We start from the raw sequence: 18,157 nt of genomic DNA, 5'->3' as shown, positions 1-18,157 counted from the left end.
GGGGCGTGAGCGTCCGCACGGTCCGCTCGTCGGTGGCGAGTGGCCCCGGTCCGGCGTCGGCTCCCCCAGCCGATCCCGGTCAGACGAACCGGAACGTCTCGAGGTTCTTCGGGTTGAACGTCCGCATATTGAACTTCTGGTACAACGCCGAGGAGAGCTGGTTCGTCGAGGACTCGTCCCCGTGGACACAGAGCACCTTCTCGGGCCGGGGGTGCATCGTCTCGACGAACGTCTCTAGGCCCTGCCTATCGGCGTGACCGGAGAAGCCGTCGACGGTCTCGACGTCCATCTTCAGGCTCATCCGCTCGGCGCGGGGGCCGCTGGTGTCGTTGAGCGAGATCTCGTCCTGGCCGCGCTGGATCTGCCGGCCCAGCGTCCCCTCGGCCTGGTAGCCGACGAACACCATCGTGTTGTCCGGGTCCGAGCCCAGCAGGCGGAGCCACGACATCACGGGGCCGCCGGTGACCATCCCGGAAGTGGTGAGGATGATGGCCGGCTCGCCGTCGGTGATGTCCTGGCGCATCTCGTCGCCGCCGTCGACCTGCTGGAACTGCTCGGCGAGGAACGGGTTCTCGTCCTCGTAGAGGATGCGGTCCCGGAGGCTCTTCCGGAGGTACTCCGGATAGGCCGTGTGGATGGCCGTCGCCTCCCGGATCATCCCGTCGAGGTAGACCGGCATCGTCGGGATCTCGCCCTCCCGCATCGCCTCCTCCAGGACGAGCATCAGCTCCTGGGAGCGGCCCACCGCGAACGCCGGGATGAGGACGTGACCGTCGGTCTCCTGGGACTCGTTGATGACCCGCCTGAGGACCCGCTCGGAGTCCTCCTGGTCGGTCTGGTAGTCGTTCTTCCCGCCGTAGGTCGACTCCAGGACGAGCGTCTCGACCCGCGGGAAGTCGTTGACGGCTCCGTCCAGCAGTCGGGTGTCCTTGTAGTGGATGTCACCGGAGAAGGCGACGTTGTAGCGGCCCTCGCCGATGTGGAAGTGACACACCGCCGACCCGAGGATGTGGCCGGCGTTGTGCATCGTGAGCTTCACGTCCGGCGCGATGTCGGTGACGTTGCCGAACTCCAGCGGGATGGTGTGTTTCAGGGCGTCCCGGACCTGCTGGCTCTCGTATGGCGGCGCGCGGCCCTCCTTGGCGGCCACGTCGAGGTAGTCCAGCTGCAACAGTCCCATCAGGTCCCGCGTGGGCGCGGTGGTGTAGATCGGGCCGTCGTAGCCGTACTTGAACAGGATGGGGATGAGCGCGGAGTGGTCGAGGTGGGCGTGGGTCAGGACGACGGCGTCGATGGAGTTCGGCCCGGCCGCCAGCGCCTCGGGCACCTGGAGGTACGGGACCTCGCCCGTGGCACCCGGCTTGTCGCCGCAGTCGATGAGGATGCGCGATTCGGGCGTCGAGAGGATGAAGGAGGCGCGTCCGACCTCGCGACAGCAGCCCAGCGTCGTCAGCCGCACCCAGTCGTCCTCGGCGGTCATCGGGCGGTTGATCCCCCGGCCGACCCGTTCGAGGATGTCCCGGCGCTCCTCGCGCTCCTGTTTCAGGAAGTTCCGGACGTTCGAGACGGTGTTGGACTCCATCGGCGGCGTCCGCACGACCTCGGGCGTCCAGCCGACGGCGGCGGCGATGCGGTCCAGCGTCTCGCCGTGTCGGCCGATGACCCGGCCCGGTTTCTCGGCCTCGATGAACACCTCGCCGGTGGCCGCGTCGAAGTCGAGGTTCTGGACGCCGGCGTCCTCGGGGATGATCGACTCGATCTTCGCGCGGGCCTCGCCCTCGGGCAGCAGGGCGTCCGGCGTCGGCCGGACGTTGATGCGCTTGCGAAGCGTCTGTGCGAGGTTCCGAACGATGCCGTCCCGGTCGGCGACCTCGCGGGCGTCGGGGGTGTAGATGACCAGTTCCGGTCCCTCGAACGTGACCGACTGGATCGTGATGTCGGCCGGCGTCTCGTCTTCGACCTGTGCTCGAATCTTCTCGAGTGCCTCGTCTGCAGTACTCATGGATGTGGGAGCGATTGGAGAGCGCCGCCGTCACAGAACAACGGCTATCGGCTGTCGTTGTCCGAACGAAGTGGAACCACGAATAAGAACCTTTGCTTACGCGCCGGGGACTGAGACGGGGCTCTGGTCCCATCTCCGGTTCGTCACCCGATAACACGTCTCCACGAGTGGTTCCACCGACCGTTTTTTCACCCGGGAGCGGCCACGTCTCAGTATGGGATTCGGTAGCTACGACGAGTCCGAACAACAGGACAACGACGTGGACGCGGACGAGAGCGACGGCGTCACCGTCCACGAGAACGACCACGACGGTTCCGTCTCCTTCGACAGCGAGGCGTCGACGAGCGACCTCGTCGACCGGCTCGGCGAGATGAAAGACGACGAGTAGCGGTCGCCACCGTCCCGGTTCTCTCGGCTCCGCTCCCCGTCTACGCCCGCAGGGTCGATTCGAGGTCGCCGTTCTCGTCGAGCTGTTCGAGGATGTCGCTGCCGCCGACGAACTCCCCGTCGACGAACGTCTGCGGGATCGTCTCGCGGCCGCTGTACTCCGACAGGGCCTCCCGGAAGGCCTCGGTCGCCTGCAGGACGTTCACCGTCGCCACGTCCTCGCGGTGCTGCTGGATCAGTCCCAGCGCCTTCCGGGAGTAGCCACACTGGGGCATCAGCTCGGTCCCCTTCATGAACAGCGCCACTTCGTTGTCCGCGATGGTCTCGTCGACCGTCTGCTGGACCTCCTCGCGCGAGAGTTCCTCGGGTTCGAAGCTCATACCCCCGGCTTGTGTCCGGGGAGTGAAATGGCTACCGCCGGGCCGAACGGGTCGACGCTCCCTGCGGACCGTCGACCCGACACGGCGGCCCCACGCCGAGCGATCGACGCGGAACGGACGGCGGCCACCGTCAGTCGGGCGTCTCCGTCGTCAGCTCGATGGCGTGGATGTCCCGGGTCAGGCGGTCGCCGAGCGCGTCGTGGACGAGCTGGTGCTGGTCGACCAGCGACTTCCCCTCGAAGGCCGGCGAGACGACGGTGACGGCGTAGTGCTTGTCGTCGTCCGGGTCACGCGGGGTCGTGACCTCCACGTCCGCGTCGGGGAGTTCCGACTCGATGAGCGCGGCGACCTCGTCGGCGTCCATACCGGCACCTGGGATCGACGGTGGATAAAAGTGGCCACGGGCGCGCGGTGACGACCCCGACGGTGGGGAAGCGGTTTGTGCCTCGCGCCCCTCCGGCCGGTATGCGCGACGCGACGCTCGTCTACGACGACGACTGCGGGTTCTGTACGTGGTGGGCCGACTTCCTCGCCCGGCGGGCCGCCCTCCCCGTCGTCGGCTTCTCTGAACTGCGCGACCGGCCGGACCTGCGCGAACGGCTGCCCGACGACTACGAGTCGTGTTCACACGTCGTGACCGACGACCGGGTGTACTCCTGTGGGGCGTCGATCGAGGAGGCCGTGCTGCGGACCGAGCCCGGCGAGCTGGCCCGCCCGCTCGTCGAGTTCCTGCGGTCCTTCGAGGACTACGAGCGGGTCCGAGAACGGGCCTACCGGCGCGTCGCCGACAACCGCGACCTGTGGGGGCGGGTCGTCTCGAAGACGCCGCCGGCACGGCGGGACGAGTGACGGGGCGGGCCACGAGCCGTCGCCCCCGGGCGTCGGACGCATCCGAAACCGTATGTACCTCCCGACGGGAGTGCTCACCATGACCCGCGATCCCTCCGACGAGGTCGTCTCCGAGTTCCCGTTCTCGGCCGGCGACGAGTCCGACGAACGGTTCGTCTGCGAGGAGTGCGGCGAGGAGTTCGAGACGAAACGGGGCCGGAACATCCACGCGGGCCAGGTCCACGACGAGTAGCGATGGGCGAGGGACCGTCGGTCGTCGACCTGTTCTGTGGCGGGGGTGGGCTCAGCCACGGCTTCCAGTCGGCCGGGTTCGACGTCCTCGCGGGCGTCGACGACGAGCCGGCCTTCGAGGAGACCTACCGGGCCAACCACGAGGACGCGGCGTTCCTCTCCGCGGACCTCCACGAGCGATCCGGGACCGAGGTCCTGGCCGAACTGGGACTGGCGGCCGACGCCGTCGACGGGGTGGTCGGCGGACCGCCGTGCCAGGGGTTCAGCCTCGCGCAGGCGAACCCGAACCCCGGCGATCAGCGGAACTTCCTGGTGACGCGGTTCATCGAGTCCGTCTACGAGATCGACCCGGACTGGTTCCTGATGGAGAACGTGCCGACCATCGCGACGATGGAGGACGGCGCGGTCCGGGAGTACGTCGTCGACCAGTTCGAGAAGATCGGCTACGAGGTGACGTTCGGGGAGGTGAACTCGGTCTCGTTCGGCGTCCCACAGACCCGGCGACGCGCCTTCTTCGTCGGGTGCAAGGACACGACGTTCGAGTTCCCCGAGGGAGACCACCGGGAGTCAGCCGCTCAGACGACCCTCGGCGGTGGAACGAAGTCCCCGCCGGTCACCGTCGGCGACGCGCTCTCGGACCTGCCGGCTCTGGACCCCGGCGAGGAGCGATCCGACTACGCGACCGAGCCGGCGACCGAGTACCAGCGACGGTGCCGCGGCGACGCCGCGCTCACCAACCACAGAGCGCCGAACCACGGCGAGCGTGTCGTCGGCCGCATCCGTCGGGCCGGCGAAGGCGAGAAGATCCCCTACGACTCCTGGTCACAGAAGCGACGCCTCGCCTGGGACGACCCCGCCCCGACGCTGTTGGGTGGGCCCCGGCCGACGTACCACTTCGCTCACCCCGAGCAGGACCGTGGGCTGAGTGTGCGAGAGCGCGCCCGAATCCAGTCGTTCCCGGACGGCTTCGAGTTCCACGGCCCGGTCACGAAGCAGCGTCAGATGACCGGCAACGCCGTCCCGCCGCTGGTCGCGCGGGCCATCGCCACGGCGATCCGAGAGCAGGTGGTCGCCGCGACTCGAGGGGTGTGAGCGGGGTGTCGTCGGTGGTGCCGGCGTCGGGTCGGTCGGGGCCTCGGCCGTGCCGTCACCCCATCAGTCGCTGGTGGGTGGGTTTCATACAGCGGTCCTGGACGACCCGCCGGCCGGCGGCCTCGGCACGCTCGACGGCCTCGTCGTCGTGGATGCCCAACTGGAGCCAGACGACCTGCACGTCGTCGCGTTCCAGCGCGGCGTCGACGATGCCGCCGACCTCCTCGCTGGGCCGGAACACGTCCACGATGTCGATCTCGCCGGGCACGTCCGACAGCGAGTCGTAGGCCTCGCGGCCGAATATCTCGTCGGCGAAGGGGTTGACCGGCACCACGTCGTACCCCTGTTCGATGAGGTACTTCGGGATCTCGTGGGCGTCTTTGCCCGGCGTCGCCGAGCAGCCGACGACCGCCACGCGGTCGAGCTCGAGTATCTCGCGGAGTTCGTCGTCGTCGGTGACTGGCATACCGGTCGGTACGAGCCGGGCGGACAAAACACGTGCGGCGACCGGGCCAGGGGCCGCCGCCCACGCCCGACCGAGACCCGTCGAGTCGCCGCGACTTCGACCAGCGAACGACGCTCAGCCTTCGGTCTGCGGGGACGCTCCCCCCTCGACCAGCCCGGTGGCCATCAGCCGTCGGGCGATGGCGACCAGCCCGTTGTCGAACCCGTCGCCGAAGATGGCGCGCTCGTCGTCGACCTCGCCCGGGTCGGTCCGCGTACTGACGAGGATGGTCGCGCGGTCGACCAGCAGGAGCCGCGTGATGACCGTCTCGTCCCCGTCGAGCGGCGGGGAGTCGAGCCGGTCCAGCCCCGAGACGAACACGCGGGCGTCGGGGAAGCGTCTCTCGACCGCCTCCCTGAGCGTGTCGTCCGTCGTGCCGATGACGAGGTCGGCACCGCGGGCGGCAGCGTCGGACAGCGCCCGCCGGAGGTCCTCGGTGTAGACCGACGAGTTCCCGAGGACCAAGACGACCTCCGACTCGGCGTCGTCGACGAGATCCCGCGTCCGCGTTGCGATGGTCCGTGCCCCGGTCAACGACCAGACCTCGTGGGTCGGCTCCTGCTCGCCCCCGCTCTCGATCGGTTCGAGGTCGGCCATCGTCTCTCGGAGCGCGTCGATCCGCTCGACGTACTCTCGTTCGAGTATCTCGGTGGCCGTCTCGATCGGGACGGCCCTGAAGACCTGTGGACTCGAGTGTTGGATTTCGACGAGCCCTTCGGACCCGAGGACGCGTATCGCGTCGTAGACGCGCGTCCTGGGCACCTCCGACTCGGCCGCGATGTCCTTCGCAGTGGCCTCCGGCAGTCGAGACAAGGTGACGAACGACTTCGCCTCGTACTCCTTGAGCCCGAGTTGCTTGAGCAGTTCGACGGGTCGGTCCTGGCTCGTGTGTTCAGACATCCGGGTCCCAACCTCCGCCACCGACGAATGGGCAGCGTGGTGACACCTACCCACTGGTCACGGAAGCCGTTTGCCCTCCCGGGGTGCCGAGGGGGAGCGGCACGCGCACGATCGGAGCGACCCGCCGAGACTGCCGCCCGCGAACCCGGCTCCGGGACCGCAGTAACTCACTCAATCACAGTACTGTTTTATCCGATGGCTCCCAACGCTCACCCGGCGCGTGGTCGTCTACTGGGTCCCAACCCCTCTCCCGCGCGCCGTTCTCCCCACCTACTGGGATCGTGGGCCGGCCCGCCCGGGCCCCTCCGTCAGGAGACCGTCCCACGTCGCCAGCGGATTGAACACGCCGCCGGATGTCCGCTGATGCCGACCAGCTCGTAGCCCTCCCGGTGACCAGCCGCTCCCGGGGGACGCCGGCGGTGTGGCTCCCGCCGTCCTGACAGGCGATGCCAACCTTCGTCGGGGTCTCGGCCGGCACGTTCGAAGGAGCGTCCGTCCGGTCCGCCCCGGCCCTCGCCCGCTCACTCATACGTGTGCGTGTAGCCGCCGTCGAACAGCAGGTCGCCGCCGTTGAGGTGTCTCGCGTGGTTCGAGAAGCCGAACACGAAGAGGTTCGCCACCTCCGCGGGCGTCATCATCTCCTTCGTTCGAGCCTGCCCGAGCATCACGTCCTCGACGACCCGGCGCTCGGAGATGCCCCGCTCCGCGGCGGTGTCCTCGATCTGGTTCACCATCAGCGGGGTCAGGACGTAGCCGACGGAGACCGAGAACCCGCGGAGCGACCCCTCGCCCTCGGCGGCGATGGCCCGCGTGAGGCCGGTGATGCCGTGTTTCGCCGTGATGTAGGCGGCCTTGTCCTTCGTCGCGTAGTGGCCGTGGACCGACGACATATTGGCGATGGCCCCGACCCCGTCGTCGGTCGCCCGGATGTGGGGCATCGCGGCCTGTGCGGTCTTGAACGGCGCGCGGAGCATCACGTCGGTCAGGCGGTCGTACTTCTCCATCGGGAACTCCGGGATACTCGCGATGTGTTGCATCCCGGCGATGTTGGCGACGAACCGCAGGTCGCCCTCGTCGGCGGCCGCGTCGACGACCGCCTCCACGTCGCCGTCGTCGGTCAGGTCCGTCTCGACGCCGTGGAACTGTCCGGTCACGTCGCAGTCGTCGGCGATCTCGGCCGTCTCGTCCAGCCCCTGCTGGTCGATGTCGGCCCCGACCACGGTGAGGCCGTTCGCGGCCAGCGCGACCGCCGTCGCGCGGCCGATGCCCGACGCGGCCCCGGTGACCAGCGCCACGTCGTCGCCCGTGAACCGGGGGTCGTCGAGGACGAGGAGATCGTCGGCGGTCAGTTCGGGCGCGCTGAGGTCGAATCCGGTGTCAGTCACACGGGAACAGTCGGCGTCCGCGACAATAACTCTCCCTCACGTCGGCGTGACCGCGCTCTCGTCCGGGCCGGAGCGACCCGGGCCCGACCGCGAGAGCGGTCACGACTCCGACCCCGGTGGCCTACCCTGGGTCGTCCGCGGCCTCGTCCGGCTCCGCCAAGTACGCCTCCCCCCACTCGGCCATCGCGTCGATGACCGGTTCGAGCGACGCCCCCCGATCGGTCAGCGAGTACTGCACCCGAAACGGCTGTTCGCTGACGACGTCGCGGTTCACCAGGCCGTTCTCCTGGAGGTCTCCGAGGCTGTCCGAGAGCACCTTCGAGGAGACGCCGTCCACGTTCTCCTTCAGTTCGTTGAACCCCGACGGGCCGTCCTGGAGGAGGCGGTGGACGATGACCGGGTGCCACTTCTTTCCGATGAGCGTCGCCGTCGTCGTGATCGGACACCACTCCTCGCCCGCACACCAGACTTCGAGTTTCTCGGGTTCCTCGTTCATACGTGCCCGTACGGACGCCAGCGACAAGTAGGTACGTTCGGTCACCGGGTCACGCTCCGTAACCTGGCGTCCCACCGCGATACCGTCAGCGTCCCGGGAGACGAACGTAGCGTCGATCGTTCCGCCAGCCACACCGCCCAGGGGATCAACAGTTAGGTGGCGGGCGGTCGACACGGGCGGTATGTCGGACCCATTCGTGGTCGTCGGCGGGGACGCCGCCGGTCTGAGCGCCGCCAGCAAGTTCGCCCGCGAGCAGGGAGGACGCGACGTGATCGTCTTCGAGAGGGGGCGCTGGGTCTCCTACGCGCACTGCGGGACGCCCTACTACGTGAAAGGCGAGGTCGATCGATTGACCGACCTGCTGTCGCTGTCGCCCGCGGCGGCCGACGAGCGCGGGATCGACCTCCGCCGGGAACACGAGGTCGTCGCCGTCGACACCGCCGCGGAGACCGTCACCGTCCGCGGCGACGGCGAGACGTTCGACCAGCCCTACGGCGACCTGCTCGTCGCGACGGGTGCCCACGCCGTCACCGATCCCCTGCCCGGAAGCGACCTGGAGATGGCGTTCACGATGCACGGTATGGACTCGGCGGCGGCGGTGCGGGCGGCGCTGTCGGACCCGGACAGCGCGGTCGTCGAGACGGACAACGACTACGTGGACGCCCCCCTCGTCAGGCGGTACGCCGACCGAGCGCCCCCGGAGCGAGTGGCCGTCGTCGGCGGCGGCTACGTCGGCGTCGAGATGGCCGAGGCGTTCCGCGGTCACGGGCTGGAGACTCACCTGTTCCAGCGGTCGGACCGGCTCCTCTCCCCGTTCGGGGACGCCGTCGGCGAGCGCGTCGCCGACCACCTCCGCGAACAGGGGGTCGAACTCCACCTGGACACCGCCGTCGAGGAGCTGGCGGGCGAGGACGGCGTCGCGGCCGTCGTCCACGAGAACGGGCGCGTCCCCGTCGGGCTCGCGCTCGTCGGGATCGGCATCGCGCCCAACACCGAACTGCTGGCCGACACGCCGGTCGAGACCCACGAGTCCGGGGCCGTCGCGGTCGACGACTACGGGGAGACGACCGTCGACGGGGTGTACGCCGCCGGCGACTGCGCCGTCGACCGCCACGCCGTCACCGGCGAGGCGGCGTGGGTACCGCTCGGCCTGACGGCGAACCGCGCGGGCCGAGCGATCGGCCGGACCGTCGCTGGCGATCCCGACCCGGTCGGGGACGTCGCCGGCACGGCGGTTGTCAAGGCGTTCGACCTGGAGTGTGGCCGGACCGGACTCCTCGACGAGGCCGAGGCGCGGGACGCCGGCTTCGACCCCGTCTCGACGACCATCACCGCCGGATCGCGGTCGGGCTACTACCCCGGCGGCTCCGAGACGACGGTGACGCTCGTGGCCGACCGCGACAGCCGACGGGTACTCGGCGGGAGCGTCGTCGGCCGCGACCGGGCGGCCGTCCGCATCGACACGCTGGCGACGGCGCTGGAGAGCGACCTCACGGTCGCGGAACTGGAACGGCTCGACCTCGCGTACGCGCCGCCGTTCAGTCCGGTCTGGGACCCAGTACTGGTCGCCGCGAAGGTGCTCCGGGGCGAGATGGAGGGCTGACTCGACGACGGGCCGTCACCACGCCTCCTCCAGCACGGCCACGATGTCGTCGACCGTCGGGTCGAACCCCGCCGGCGCGTTCGCGAGGAACGGGTCGTCAAGCACCGCCCGCGCGACCGACGGGAACTCCTCGCGCGTGGGGCCGTCCACGTCGCGCAGGCGCGCGGGGAGGTCCAGCGCGGTCGCCACGTCGGCCACCCGGTCGACCACCGCCGCCGCGGGGTCGTCGGCGTCGCCCGCGCCGAGCGCTTCCGACAGGAGCCGCCGCCGGCCGTCCACGCGGTCGAACAACAGGCGCAGTGCGTGGGGCGCGACGACGGCGTGGGCCACACCCTGCTGGACCCCGTACGTGCGTGCGACCCCGTGTCCGAACGCGTGGAGCAGCGAGAGCGTCGTCCCGTCGGCCCGCGAGACGCCGTACTGGGCGAGCAGGACTCCCTCGGCCAGCGCACGGTACGTCTCGTCGTCCCCGCGCCCGTCTCCGAGGGCGAGGAGCCCGTCGCGGAGCAGCGAGAGCCCGCGGGCGGCGGTCGCGTCCGTCACCGGCGTCGCCGCCCCGGCGTACAGCGTCTCGACGCCCTTGTCGAAGCCGTTCATCGCCGACCCGGCGAGGACGCCTCGGGGCGTCGTCGCGAACAGCGCCGGGTCGTAACAGACTGCCGCCGGCATCAGGTCCGGGTGGCTGATGCCGCCACTGGCGGGTTCGTCGACGGGACAGGTCTCCGGCTCGGCGGTGACGCCCGCGACCTGCGACAGATCCGCGCCCGCGAGTGTCGTCGGGACGGCGAGGATCGGCGGGAGTCCGTCGTCCGGGACGGTCACGGTCCCGGTCGCCACCAGTTCCGTCCCGATCGCCGCCGGTTCCCGGTCGGAAGCCGCGAGGACCGCGACCAGCTTGGCCACGTCCAGGCTGCTGCCGCCGCCGACACCGACGACGGCGTCGGCACCGCACCGTTCGAACGCCGCGAGGGCGTCGACGGCCGTCCCGAGCCGCTTCGCCGGCGTCGTTCCGGCGAACACACCCGCGAGCCGGTCGCCGAGTCCCGACCGCACCGGCTCTATCACCGCCGGCGTCTCGCCGACGGTCGATCCCGTCACGACCAGTGCGCTGTCGGCTCCCCGGACGGCGAGTTCCGCGCCGAGACCCGCTACACAGTCGTCGCCGACCCGGATCGTCGACGGATCGTAGTCGAACCGGGACGGATCGGACCGACCCGCTACCGGTGTGTCCGTCATCGTTGCCTCCGCCGATCGACCCTTCGAGCCGTCGGTATCATACGCTCTATTGGACCCCGAGGTACCTCGGTCTTCGGATGTGGTGTGTCGGCGTACTCCGCTGCCTGTCACCGTAGCGTCTGAGTGGAGCCCACTCCCGTCGACCGGACTCGTCCCGGCCTGCCCGCCGCCGTCTCAGCGACACGCTCTCCGAGGGGACCGCAAGCACTCCGGATCCACGCGACGCTATCGAGCGGTAGCGCGACAGTCTAAAAGTGAGAAGTGTTCTACGCTGCGATACCGAGCGCGGCGATGACCGACCACCGCGTCCCGCTGGTGGTCTCTCGCTGCTTCGCCGCGGCTTCCGTCTCGTTTCGGGGGTGTTTCCAGTTCATCGCAACCGTTCGTACACGGTGGAGACGGATAAAGTATTGGTTCTGTGATATATTATAGTCATCGTTCGTGGACAACTCTGTGGAGTCGAATCGGTTCGAGAGAACTTCTCACGCCGGGTCTGGTTGTACACAACTGCCCTTCACAGGACGATCTCGGTCACTCCGGCTCGATAAATAAGATATATTATCATTCTGCCCCGTCGATCGAGCACAACAGCCCGTCCCGCGATCGCCCCCACCCGCCACGCGCACCGTCTTGGACGCTGGCTCGAACGCAGTCCCGGACGGAGGTCGCACCCCCGGTATCGTCCGCGGCTGACGTCCGAGCTGTGGACCGTCGGCGACTCTCCGTGTCGCCGCGTTCCGTCACGTCTTGCTAACACGTGGCAAGATAATACTATAACCCTCCGTCCACTACGCGCTATCACCATGAAGAAGCAGGAGCTCATCCATCTGCACGGCCTCCTCGCACAGGTCCAGCACCACTACGAGTCCTCGACGGACACGACGGTCGACCACGACGAGTACGACGGGCTCGGGGTGAAGCCGACATCCATCCATCGCTCCAAGACCGATCACAAGGAGGCCGTCTTCGCTCTCGCGGACGGTATCACGGACGATATGGTCGCCACCAGCGACGACCCGCTCACCCTGACTGCCGACTGAAGTCGCCGTTTCTCCCCGATTATCGCCGCCGAGGACCGACGGTACCGTCCCCGGGCCGTGTGTCTCGGTACCGCAACTCTCAGTTCACTTATACGGCTCCCGTTCCTACTTCAGGTGTGAGTGAAGAATCCGGGCGACGGAATCTCCGTATGCCCAACAACGACGAACTGTTCGCAGTCGTGACAGAACACAACGGTGGCAACCACGTCCAGCTCCGGTGCGAGGACGGGCAGGACCGGATGGGCCGTATCCCCGGCCGGATGAAGTTCCGGACGTGGATCAACGAGGGCGACATCGTTCTCGCGGAACCCTGGGACTGGCAAGACGAGAAAGCGAACATCGAGTGGCGCTACGAGGGCCAGGACGCCGATCAGCTCCGGGCCGAAGGTCACATCGACTCGCTGACTGTCTGATTCACCCCTTCTGCGCGCGCTGGCCGACGCTTCTCGTAGCTGTTCCGCTCCCCTCCAGGCACGGGTGGGTCTCGCGCCCGACGCGCCCGTCGTAATCTGGATCGCCCGCGCGGCTGCGGCGCGGGTCTCCCGAGCGATATGTCGTCTCTGTAGTGGTGACAGCGTGGCTCCACCGACACCACGTGACGTTCTATTGGTACGACGAATTACTATTGTTCGGACGATCCGGTCGCATTATTGCGGTTTACTGTGTGAAGAAGTCACGTCACGTATGCGCTATGTGGGGTTACCACAGAGCGGCTGCGAGACGAGTCATTTATATGTCCCCCTCCCATCGGATATGATGCGAAGGTCGCACGGGGGAGCGCCCCCGGACGACACGGGACGCCGCTGCCAGCGAGGTGCGGCGACCCGCTCGCAATATGAGGATCCCAGCCCTGCGGTCCGCCGTACTGGAGGGATCTGATGTGAGCCCAACGGACCCATGCAGTAGTCGACGCTTCCGACGGAGTGACCCATTCCGCCGCTGGTGTATACCAGCACATTCCGGTTGATCCTGCCGGAGGCCATTGCTATCGGAGTCCGATTTAGCCATGCTAGTCGCACGGGTTAGACCCGTGGCAGATAGCTCAGTAACACGTGGCCAAACTACCCTACAGACCGCGATAACCTCGGGAAACTGAGGCCAATAGCGGATACGACTCTCAGGTTGGAGTGCCGAGAGTCGGAAACGCCCCGGCGCTGTAGGATGTGGCTGCGGCCGATTAGGTAGACGGTGGGGTAACGGCCCACCGTGCCCATAATCGGTACAGGTTGTGACAGCAAGAGCCTGGAGACGGAATCTGAGACAAGATTCCGGGCCCTACGGGGCGCAGCAGGCGCGAAACCTTTACACTGCACGACAGTGCGATAGGGGGACTCCGAGTGCGAGGGCATATAGTCCTCGCTTTTCTGTACCGTAAGGTGGTACAGGAACAAGTGCTGGGCAAGACCGGTGCCAGCCGCCGCGGTAATACCGGCAGCACGAGTGATGGCCGATCTTATTGGGCCTAAAGCGTCCGTAGCCTGCCGTGTAAGTCCATCGGGAAATCGACCAGCTCAACTGGTCGGCGTCCGGTGGAAACTGCGCGGCTTGGGGCCGAGAGACTCGACGGGTACGTCCGGGGTAGGAGTGAAATCCCGTAATCCTGGACGGACCACCAATGGCGAAAGCACGTCGAGAGACCGGACCCGACGGTGAGGGACGAAAGCCAGGGTCTCGAACCGGATTAGATACCCGGGTAGTCCTGGCTGTAAACGATGCTCGCTAGGTATGCCACGCACTATGAGTGCGTGGTGTGCCGCAGTGAAGACGATAAGCGAGCCGCCTGGGAAGTACGTCCGCAAGGATGAAACTTAAAGGAATTGGCGGGGGAGCACCACAACCGGAGGAGCCTGCGGTTTAATTGGACTCAACGCCGGACATCTCACCGGTCCCGACAGCAGTAACGACGGTCAGGTTGACGACCTTACTCGAGCTGCTGAGAGGAGGTGCATGGCCGCCGTCAGCTCGTACCGTGAGGCGTCCTGTTAAGTCAGGCAACGAGCGAGACCCGCACTTCTAGTTGCCAGCAACACCCTCGTGGTGGTTGGGTACACTAGGAGGACTGCCGCTGCTAAAGCGGAGGAAGGAACGGGCAACGGTAGGTCAGTATGCCCCGAATGGACCGGGCAACACGCGGGCTACAATGGCCGTGACAGTGGGACGCGACGCCGAGAGGCGAAGCCAATCTCCAAACGCGGTCGTAGTTCGGATTGCGGGCTGAAACCCGCCCGCATGAAGCTGGATTCGGTAGTAATCGCGTGTCAGAAGCGCGCGGTGAATACGTCCCTGCTCCTTGCACACACCGCCCGTCAAAGCACCCGAGTGAGGTCCGGATGAGGCCTGGATACCCAGGTCGAATCTGGGCTTCGCAAGGGGGCTTAAGTCGTAACAAGGTAGCCGTAGAGGAATCTGCGGCTGGATCACCTCCTACTGACCGGGACTGGGGCCTCGCCCCAGCCCACCACGTTGTCGGCTCGCGCCGACTACTGCCCATCCGTTGGGCTCACAAGACCTATCCGAGGCGGATACCCCTCACGGGGTGTCGGGTGCAACTCCCGACGGGTCCGTATCTCGTGCCCGTCACGAACCACGCCCCTTAAGTGTGGGCCGGCGTTGTGACGTGGTACGACGACTGATGCACCATCCCGGGTCAAACCGCGGATGGGAAGGGTCGATATGCACACCGTCACCCACCTTCGGGTGCATAGATGAAACCGTGTGTACGTGCGATCCAGGCGTCCACTGGACTCGTGCAGTTCAAACGAGTCACAACGACGTTGGCTACTATGCCAGCTGGTGGATGGCTCGGCTCGAGAGCTGAAGAAGGACGTGCCAAGCTGCGATAAGCCTGAGGGAGCCGCACGGAGGCGAAGAACTCAGGATCTCCGAATGGGAATCCCCATCGCAATTGCTCCGCGCAATGAGCAACCCCGAGAACTGAAACATCTCAGTATCGGGCGGAACAGAAAACGCAACGTGATGTCGTCAGTAACCGCGAGTGAACGCGACACAGCCCAAACCGAAGGTCCCACGACCAATGTGGTGTACGGACCGACACTCATCGCTCGACCGTCTCGAAGAAGTCCCTTGGAACAGGGCGTGACACAGGGTGACAACCCCGTATTCGAGACCACTACAGCGTGCGTCGGCTCCAGAGTAGCGGGGGTTGGATATCCCTCGCGAACGTGGCAGGCATCGACTGCCAAGGCTAAATACTCCTCGAGACCGATAGTGAACAAGTAGCGTGAGCGAACGCTGCAAAGTACCCTCAGACGGGAGGCGAAATAGAGCCTGAACTCAGTTGGCGATCGAGCGACGGGGCACGAAAGGTCCCGTTCAGAATGACACAGCTGCGAGGCTGCAGTAAGACGAACGGGAAGCCGGTGTTCCGTCGTACGTTTTGAAAAACGAGCCAGGGAGTGTGTCTGTATGGCGAGTCTAACCCGAGCATCGGGGAAGGCACAGGGAAACCGACATGGCCGCAGTATTACGAGGGCCGCCGTGTTCAAGCGCGGGGAGCCATTCGGACACGACCCGAATCCGGACGATCTACTCCTGGGCAAGGTGAAGCGTGCCGAAAGGCACGTGGAAGCCTGTTAGCGTTGGTGTCCTACAATACCCTCGCGTGACCTTGGAGTAGGGGTGAAAGGCCCATCGAGTCCGGCAACAGCTGGTTCCAATCGAAACATGTCGAAGCATGACCTCTCCCGAGGTAGTGTGCGGGGTAGAGCCACCGATTAGCGTGACCGCCTCCGAGAGGAGTCGGCACGCTTGTCGAACTCCAAACCTGCACACGCCGTCGACGGAGGGATTCCGGTGCGCGGGGTAAGCCTGTGCACCAGGAGGGGAACAACCCAGAGAAAGGTTAAGGTCCCCAAGTGTGGATTAAGTGTAATCCTCTGAAGGTGGTCTCGAGCCCTAGACAGCCGGGAGGTGAGCTTAGAAGCAGCTACCCTCTAAGAAAAGCGTAACAGCTTACCGGCCGAGGTTTGAGGCGCCCAAAATGATCGGGACTCAAATCCACCACCGAGACCTTTCCGTGCCCGTAACACGGCAACCGAGTAGATTGGCGCTCTGATTGGATGGAAGTACGGGCGAGAGCTCGTATGGACCGATCAGTGACGAAAATCCTGGTCATAGTAGCAGCGATAGTCGGGTGAAAACCCCGACGGCCTACTGGACAAGGGTTCCTCAGCACTGCTGATCAGCTGAGGGTTAGTCGGTCCTAAGTCTCACCGTAACTCGACTGAGACAAACTGGGAAGCTGGTTAATATTCCAGCACCACCACACAGTGAAAGCTGACGCCTCGGGGTCGATCACGCTGGGCCATCGCCCAGTCGAATCGTCCAACTCCGTGGAAGCCGTAACGGCAAGAAGCGGACGAACGGCGAGATAGGGCAACGTGATTCAACCTGGGGCCCGTGAAAAGGCGAGTGTGGTGTCCGTACCGAGAACCGACACAGGTGTCCATGGCGGCGAAAGCCAAGGCCTGTCGGGAGCAACCGACGTTAGGGAATTCGGCAAGTTAGTCCCGTACGTTCGCAATAAGGGATGCCTGCTCCGGAACGGAGCAGGTCGCAGTGACTCGGAGGCTCGGACTGTCTAGTAACAACATAGGTGACTGCAAATCCGCAAGGACTCGTACAGTCACTGAATCCTGCCCAGTGCGGGTATCTGAACACCTCGTACAAGAGGACGAAGGACCCGTCAACGGCGGGGGTAACTATGACCCTCTTAAGGTAGCGTAGTACCTTGCCGCATCAGTAGCGGCTTGCATGAATGGATTAACCAGAGCCTCACTGTCCCAACGTTGGGCCCGGTGAACTGTACATTCCAGTGCGGAGTCTGGAGACACCCAGGGGGAAGCGAAGACCCTATGGAGCTTTACTGCAGGCTGTCGCTGGGACGTGGTCGCCGATGTGCAGCATAGGTAGGAGCCGTCACACAGGTACCCGCGCTAGCGGGGCCACCGAGGCATCAGTGAAATACTACCCGTCGGTGACTGCGACCCTCACTCCGGGAGGAGGACACCGATAGCCGGGCAGTTTGACTGGGGCGGTACGCGCTCGAAAAGATATCGAGCGCGCCCCAAGATCGTCTCAGCCGGGACAGAGACCCGGCGAAGAGTGCAAGAGCAAAAGACGATTTGACAGTGTTCTTCCCAACGAGGAACGCTGACGCGAAAGCGTGGTCTAGCGAACCAATTGGCCTGCTTGATGCGGGCAATTGATGACAGAAAAGCTACCCTAGGGATAACAGAGTCGTCACGCGCAAGAGCACATATCGACCGCGTGGCTTGCTACCTCGATGTCGGTTCCCTCCATCCTGCCCGTGCAGAAGCGGGCAAGGGTGAGGTTGTTCGCCTATTAAAGGAGGTCGTGAGCTGGGTTTAGACCGTCGTGAGACAGGTCGGCTGCTATCTACTGGGTGTGTCATGGTATCTGACGGGAACAATCGTATAGTACGAGAGGAACTACGATTGGTCGCCACTGGTGTACCGGTTGTTCGAGAGAGCACCGCCGGGCAGCCACGCGACACGGGGTAAGAGCTGAACGCATCTAAGCTCGAAACCCACCTGGAAAAGAGATACCGCCGAGAGCCCTCCTACAAGAGGAGGTCGATAGACTCGGGGTGTACGCGTCGAGGTAACGAGACGTTGAGCCCGCGAGCACTAACCGCTCGAAGCCACAATCATACGCACTGTGACTCGTCACCTTCACCGACGAACCTCGTCGGACTGCACGAGTCCAGGCGCAATCTGGATCGCACGTACAGACGGTTCGAACGACCACCGAGATCGGTGTATCGCGGTTCGACTCCGCGACTCGGCGTTAGGCGGCCACAGCGGCGGGGTTGCCTCCCGTACCCATCCCGAACACGGAAGATAAGCCCGCCAGCGTTCCGGCAAGTACTGGAGTGCGCGAGCCTCTGGGACCGCCGGTTCGCCGCCACCACTCATACTCATCACAGCCCGCGGGGGAACGCCCCCCGCGGGCTATTTACATATCTTGTGCGGAGAGGCATCACCGGCCCCTCACCGTAGCGACGTGTCT

Annotated in this window: 15 protein-coding genes and 3 rRNA genes; 10 read left to right on the top strand and 8 right to left on the bottom strand. The window is 66.0% G+C overall.

All coding sequences use genetic code 11. The features are described from left to right. Nucleotides 1–79 precede the first annotated feature (79 nt). On the bottom strand, nucleotides 80–2,002 hold the full coding sequence (locus tag P0592_RS00860) for a beta-CASP ribonuclease aCPSF1 (RefSeq protein ID WP_276272370.1): 1,923 nt from the start codon (nucleotides 2,000–2,002) through the stop codon (nucleotides 80–82). 214 nt (nucleotides 2,003–2,216) lie between these two features. Here P0592_RS00860 and P0592_RS00855 point away from each other — a divergent pair, with 214 nt between their 5' ends. After that, nucleotides 2,217–2,390 carry a DUF5786 family protein gene (locus P0592_RS00855; protein ID WP_276272369.1) on the top strand — a complete coding sequence of 58 codons (174 nt, stop codon included), beginning with the start codon at nucleotides 2,217–2,219 and terminating at the stop codon, nucleotides 2,388–2,390. Between the two features lie 40 nt (nucleotides 2,391–2,430). Here P0592_RS00855 and P0592_RS00850 read toward each other — a convergent pair whose 3' ends face one another. Beyond that, nucleotides 2,431–2,769 (bottom strand): glutaredoxin family protein, encoded by a 339-nt coding sequence (locus tag P0592_RS00850; protein ID WP_276272368.1) that lies wholly within the window; start codon nucleotides 2,767–2,769, stop codon nucleotides 2,431–2,433. A gap of 130 nt (nucleotides 2,770–2,899) precedes the next feature. Further along, on the bottom strand, nucleotides 2,900–3,133 hold the full coding sequence (locus P0592_RS00845; protein ID WP_276272367.1) for a BolA family protein: 234 nt from the start codon (nucleotides 3,131–3,133) through the stop codon (nucleotides 2,900–2,902). A gap of 101 nt (nucleotides 3,134–3,234) precedes the next feature. On the opposite strand from P0592_RS00845, the gene P0592_RS00840 reads away from it, so the two are divergent. The 3 genes from P0592_RS00840 (at nucleotide 3,235) to P0592_RS00830 (ending at nucleotide 4,941) form a co-directional block, all read left to right on the top strand. Beyond that, nucleotides 3,235–3,618 (top strand): DUF393 domain-containing protein, encoded by a 384-nt coding sequence (locus P0592_RS00840; protein ID WP_276272366.1) that lies wholly within the window; start codon nucleotides 3,235–3,237, stop codon nucleotides 3,616–3,618. Between the two features lie 79 nt (nucleotides 3,619–3,697). Continuing rightward, the gene (locus tag P0592_RS00835) at nucleotides 3,698–3,850 is read left to right on the top strand and encodes a hypothetical protein (RefSeq protein ID WP_276272365.1); all 153 of its coding nucleotides are present in this window, start codon (nucleotides 3,698–3,700) and stop codon (nucleotides 3,848–3,850) included. A 2-nt stretch (nucleotides 3,851–3,852) separates the two neighbouring features. Beyond that, nucleotides 3,853–4,941 (top strand): DNA cytosine methyltransferase, encoded by a 1,089-nt coding sequence (locus P0592_RS00830; RefSeq protein WP_276272364.1) that lies wholly within the window; start codon nucleotides 3,853–3,855, stop codon nucleotides 4,939–4,941. A gap of 55 nt (nucleotides 4,942–4,996) precedes the next feature. Here P0592_RS00830 and P0592_RS00825 read toward each other — a convergent pair whose 3' ends face one another. From P0592_RS00825 to P0592_RS00810, 4 genes are all read right to left on the bottom strand, one after another. Beyond that, nucleotides 4,997–5,407, bottom strand: coding sequence for a CoA-binding protein (locus P0592_RS00825; RefSeq protein ID WP_276272363.1), 411 nt, complete (start codon nucleotides 5,405–5,407; stop codon nucleotides 4,997–4,999). Nucleotides 5,408–5,521: 114 nt separating this feature from the next. Next, the gene (locus tag P0592_RS00820) at nucleotides 5,522–6,346 is read right to left on the bottom strand and encodes a TrmB family transcriptional regulator (protein WP_276272362.1); all 825 of its coding nucleotides are present in this window, start codon (nucleotides 6,344–6,346) and stop codon (nucleotides 5,522–5,524) included. Between the two features lie 521 nt (nucleotides 6,347–6,867). Then, nucleotides 6,868–7,731, bottom strand: coding sequence for an SDR family oxidoreductase (locus P0592_RS00815; RefSeq protein WP_276272361.1), 864 nt, complete (start codon nucleotides 7,729–7,731; stop codon nucleotides 6,868–6,870). Between the two features lie 121 nt (nucleotides 7,732–7,852). After that, on the bottom strand, nucleotides 7,853–8,227 hold the full coding sequence (locus tag P0592_RS00810; RefSeq protein ID WP_276272360.1) for a winged helix-turn-helix transcriptional regulator: 375 nt from the start codon (nucleotides 8,225–8,227) through the stop codon (nucleotides 7,853–7,855). Between the two features lie 181 nt (nucleotides 8,228–8,408). Here P0592_RS00810 and P0592_RS00805 point away from each other — a divergent pair, with 181 nt between their 5' ends. Beyond that, a complete protein-coding gene (locus P0592_RS00805; protein ID WP_276272359.1) occupies nucleotides 8,409–9,830 on the top strand; it encodes an FAD-dependent oxidoreductase in 1,422 nt (473 codons plus the stop codon). A 15-nt stretch (nucleotides 9,831–9,845) separates the two neighbouring features. Here P0592_RS00805 and P0592_RS00800 read toward each other — a convergent pair whose 3' ends face one another. Beyond that, complete coding sequence (locus P0592_RS00800; protein WP_276272358.1) at nucleotides 9,846–11,066, bottom strand: iron-containing alcohol dehydrogenase family protein; 1,221 nt, start codon at nucleotides 11,064–11,066, stop codon at nucleotides 9,846–9,848. A gap of 803 nt (nucleotides 11,067–11,869) precedes the next feature. On the opposite strand from P0592_RS00800, the gene P0592_RS00795 reads away from it, so the two are divergent. The 5 genes from P0592_RS00795 (at nucleotide 11,870) to rrf (ending at nucleotide 18,058) form a co-directional block, all read left to right on the top strand. After that, complete coding sequence (locus tag P0592_RS00795; RefSeq protein ID WP_276272357.1) at nucleotides 11,870–12,106, top strand: UPF0058 family protein; 237 nt, start codon at nucleotides 11,870–11,872, stop codon at nucleotides 12,104–12,106. Nucleotides 12,107–12,222: 116 nt separating this feature from the next. After that, on the top strand, nucleotides 12,223–12,519 hold the full coding sequence (locus P0592_RS00790; RefSeq protein ID WP_276272356.1) for a translation initiation factor eIF-1A: 297 nt from the start codon (nucleotides 12,223–12,225) through the stop codon (nucleotides 12,517–12,519). A gap of 543 nt (nucleotides 12,520–13,062) precedes the next feature. After that, nucleotides 13,063–14,532: ribosomal RNA gene (locus tag P0592_RS00785) — 16S ribosomal RNA — on the top strand. A 343-nt stretch (nucleotides 14,533–14,875) separates the two neighbouring features. Next, nucleotides 14,876–17,798, top strand: a 23S ribosomal RNA gene (locus P0592_RS00780). A 137-nt stretch (nucleotides 17,799–17,935) separates the two neighbouring features. Continuing rightward, nucleotides 17,936–18,058: ribosomal RNA gene (gene rrf, locus P0592_RS00775) — 5S ribosomal RNA — on the top strand. The 16S, 23S and 5S rRNA genes sit together here, the layout of an rRNA operon. Nucleotides 18,059–18,157 lie beyond the last annotated feature (99 nt).

The organism is Haloarcula litorea, assembly GCF_029338195.1.
Classification (GTDB): domain Archaea; phylum Halobacteriota; class Halobacteria; order Halobacteriales; family Haloarculaceae; genus Haloarcula; species Haloarcula litorea.
Note: the sequence above shows the minus strand (reverse complement) of the source record. Positions and strands in the feature narration are given on the sequence as shown.

Bases quoted from the DNA above. Each gene is read 5' to 3' on its own strand.
- P0592_RS00835 (WP_276272365.1), top strand. From the start codon at position 3,698: ATGACCCGCGATCCCTCCGACGAGGTCGTCTCCGAGTTCCCGTTCTCG.
- P0592_RS00840 (WP_276272366.1), top strand. From the start codon at position 3,235: ATGCGCGACGCGACGCTCGTCTACGACGACGACTGCGGGTTCTGTACG.
- P0592_RS00825 (WP_276272363.1), bottom strand. From the start codon at position 5,407: ATGCCAGTCACCGACGACGACGAACTCCGCGAGATACTCGAGCTCGAC.
- P0592_RS00810 (WP_276272360.1), bottom strand. From the start codon at position 8,227: ATGAACGAGGAACCCGAGAAACTCGAAGTCTGGTGTGCGGGCGAGGAG.
- P0592_RS00805 (WP_276272359.1), top strand. From the start codon at position 8,409: ATGTCGGACCCATTCGTGGTCGTCGGCGGGGACGCCGCCGGTCTGAGC.
- P0592_RS00820 (WP_276272362.1), bottom strand. From the start codon at position 6,346: ATGTCTGAACACACGAGCCAGGACCGACCCGTCGAACTGCTCAAGCAA.
- P0592_RS00800 (WP_276272358.1), bottom strand. From the start codon at position 11,066: ATGACGGACACACCGGTAGCGGGTCGGTCCGATCCGTCCCGGTTCGAC.
- P0592_RS00850 (WP_276272368.1), bottom strand. From the start codon at position 2,769: ATGAGCTTCGAACCCGAGGAACTCTCGCGCGAGGAGGTCCAGCAGACG.
- P0592_RS00855 (WP_276272369.1), top strand. From the start codon at position 2,217: ATGGGATTCGGTAGCTACGACGAGTCCGAACAACAGGACAACGACGTG.
- P0592_RS00830 (WP_276272364.1), top strand. From the start codon at position 3,853: ATGGGCGAGGGACCGTCGGTCGTCGACCTGTTCTGTGGCGGGGGTGGG.
- P0592_RS00860 (WP_276272370.1), bottom strand. From the start codon at position 2,002: ATGAGTACTGCAGACGAGGCACTCGAGAAGATTCGAGCACAGGTCGAA.
- P0592_RS00795 (WP_276272357.1), top strand. From the start codon at position 11,870: ATGAAGAAGCAGGAGCTCATCCATCTGCACGGCCTCCTCGCACAGGTC.
- P0592_RS00845 (WP_276272367.1), bottom strand. From the start codon at position 3,133: ATGGACGCCGACGAGGTCGCCGCGCTCATCGAGTCGGAACTCCCCGAC.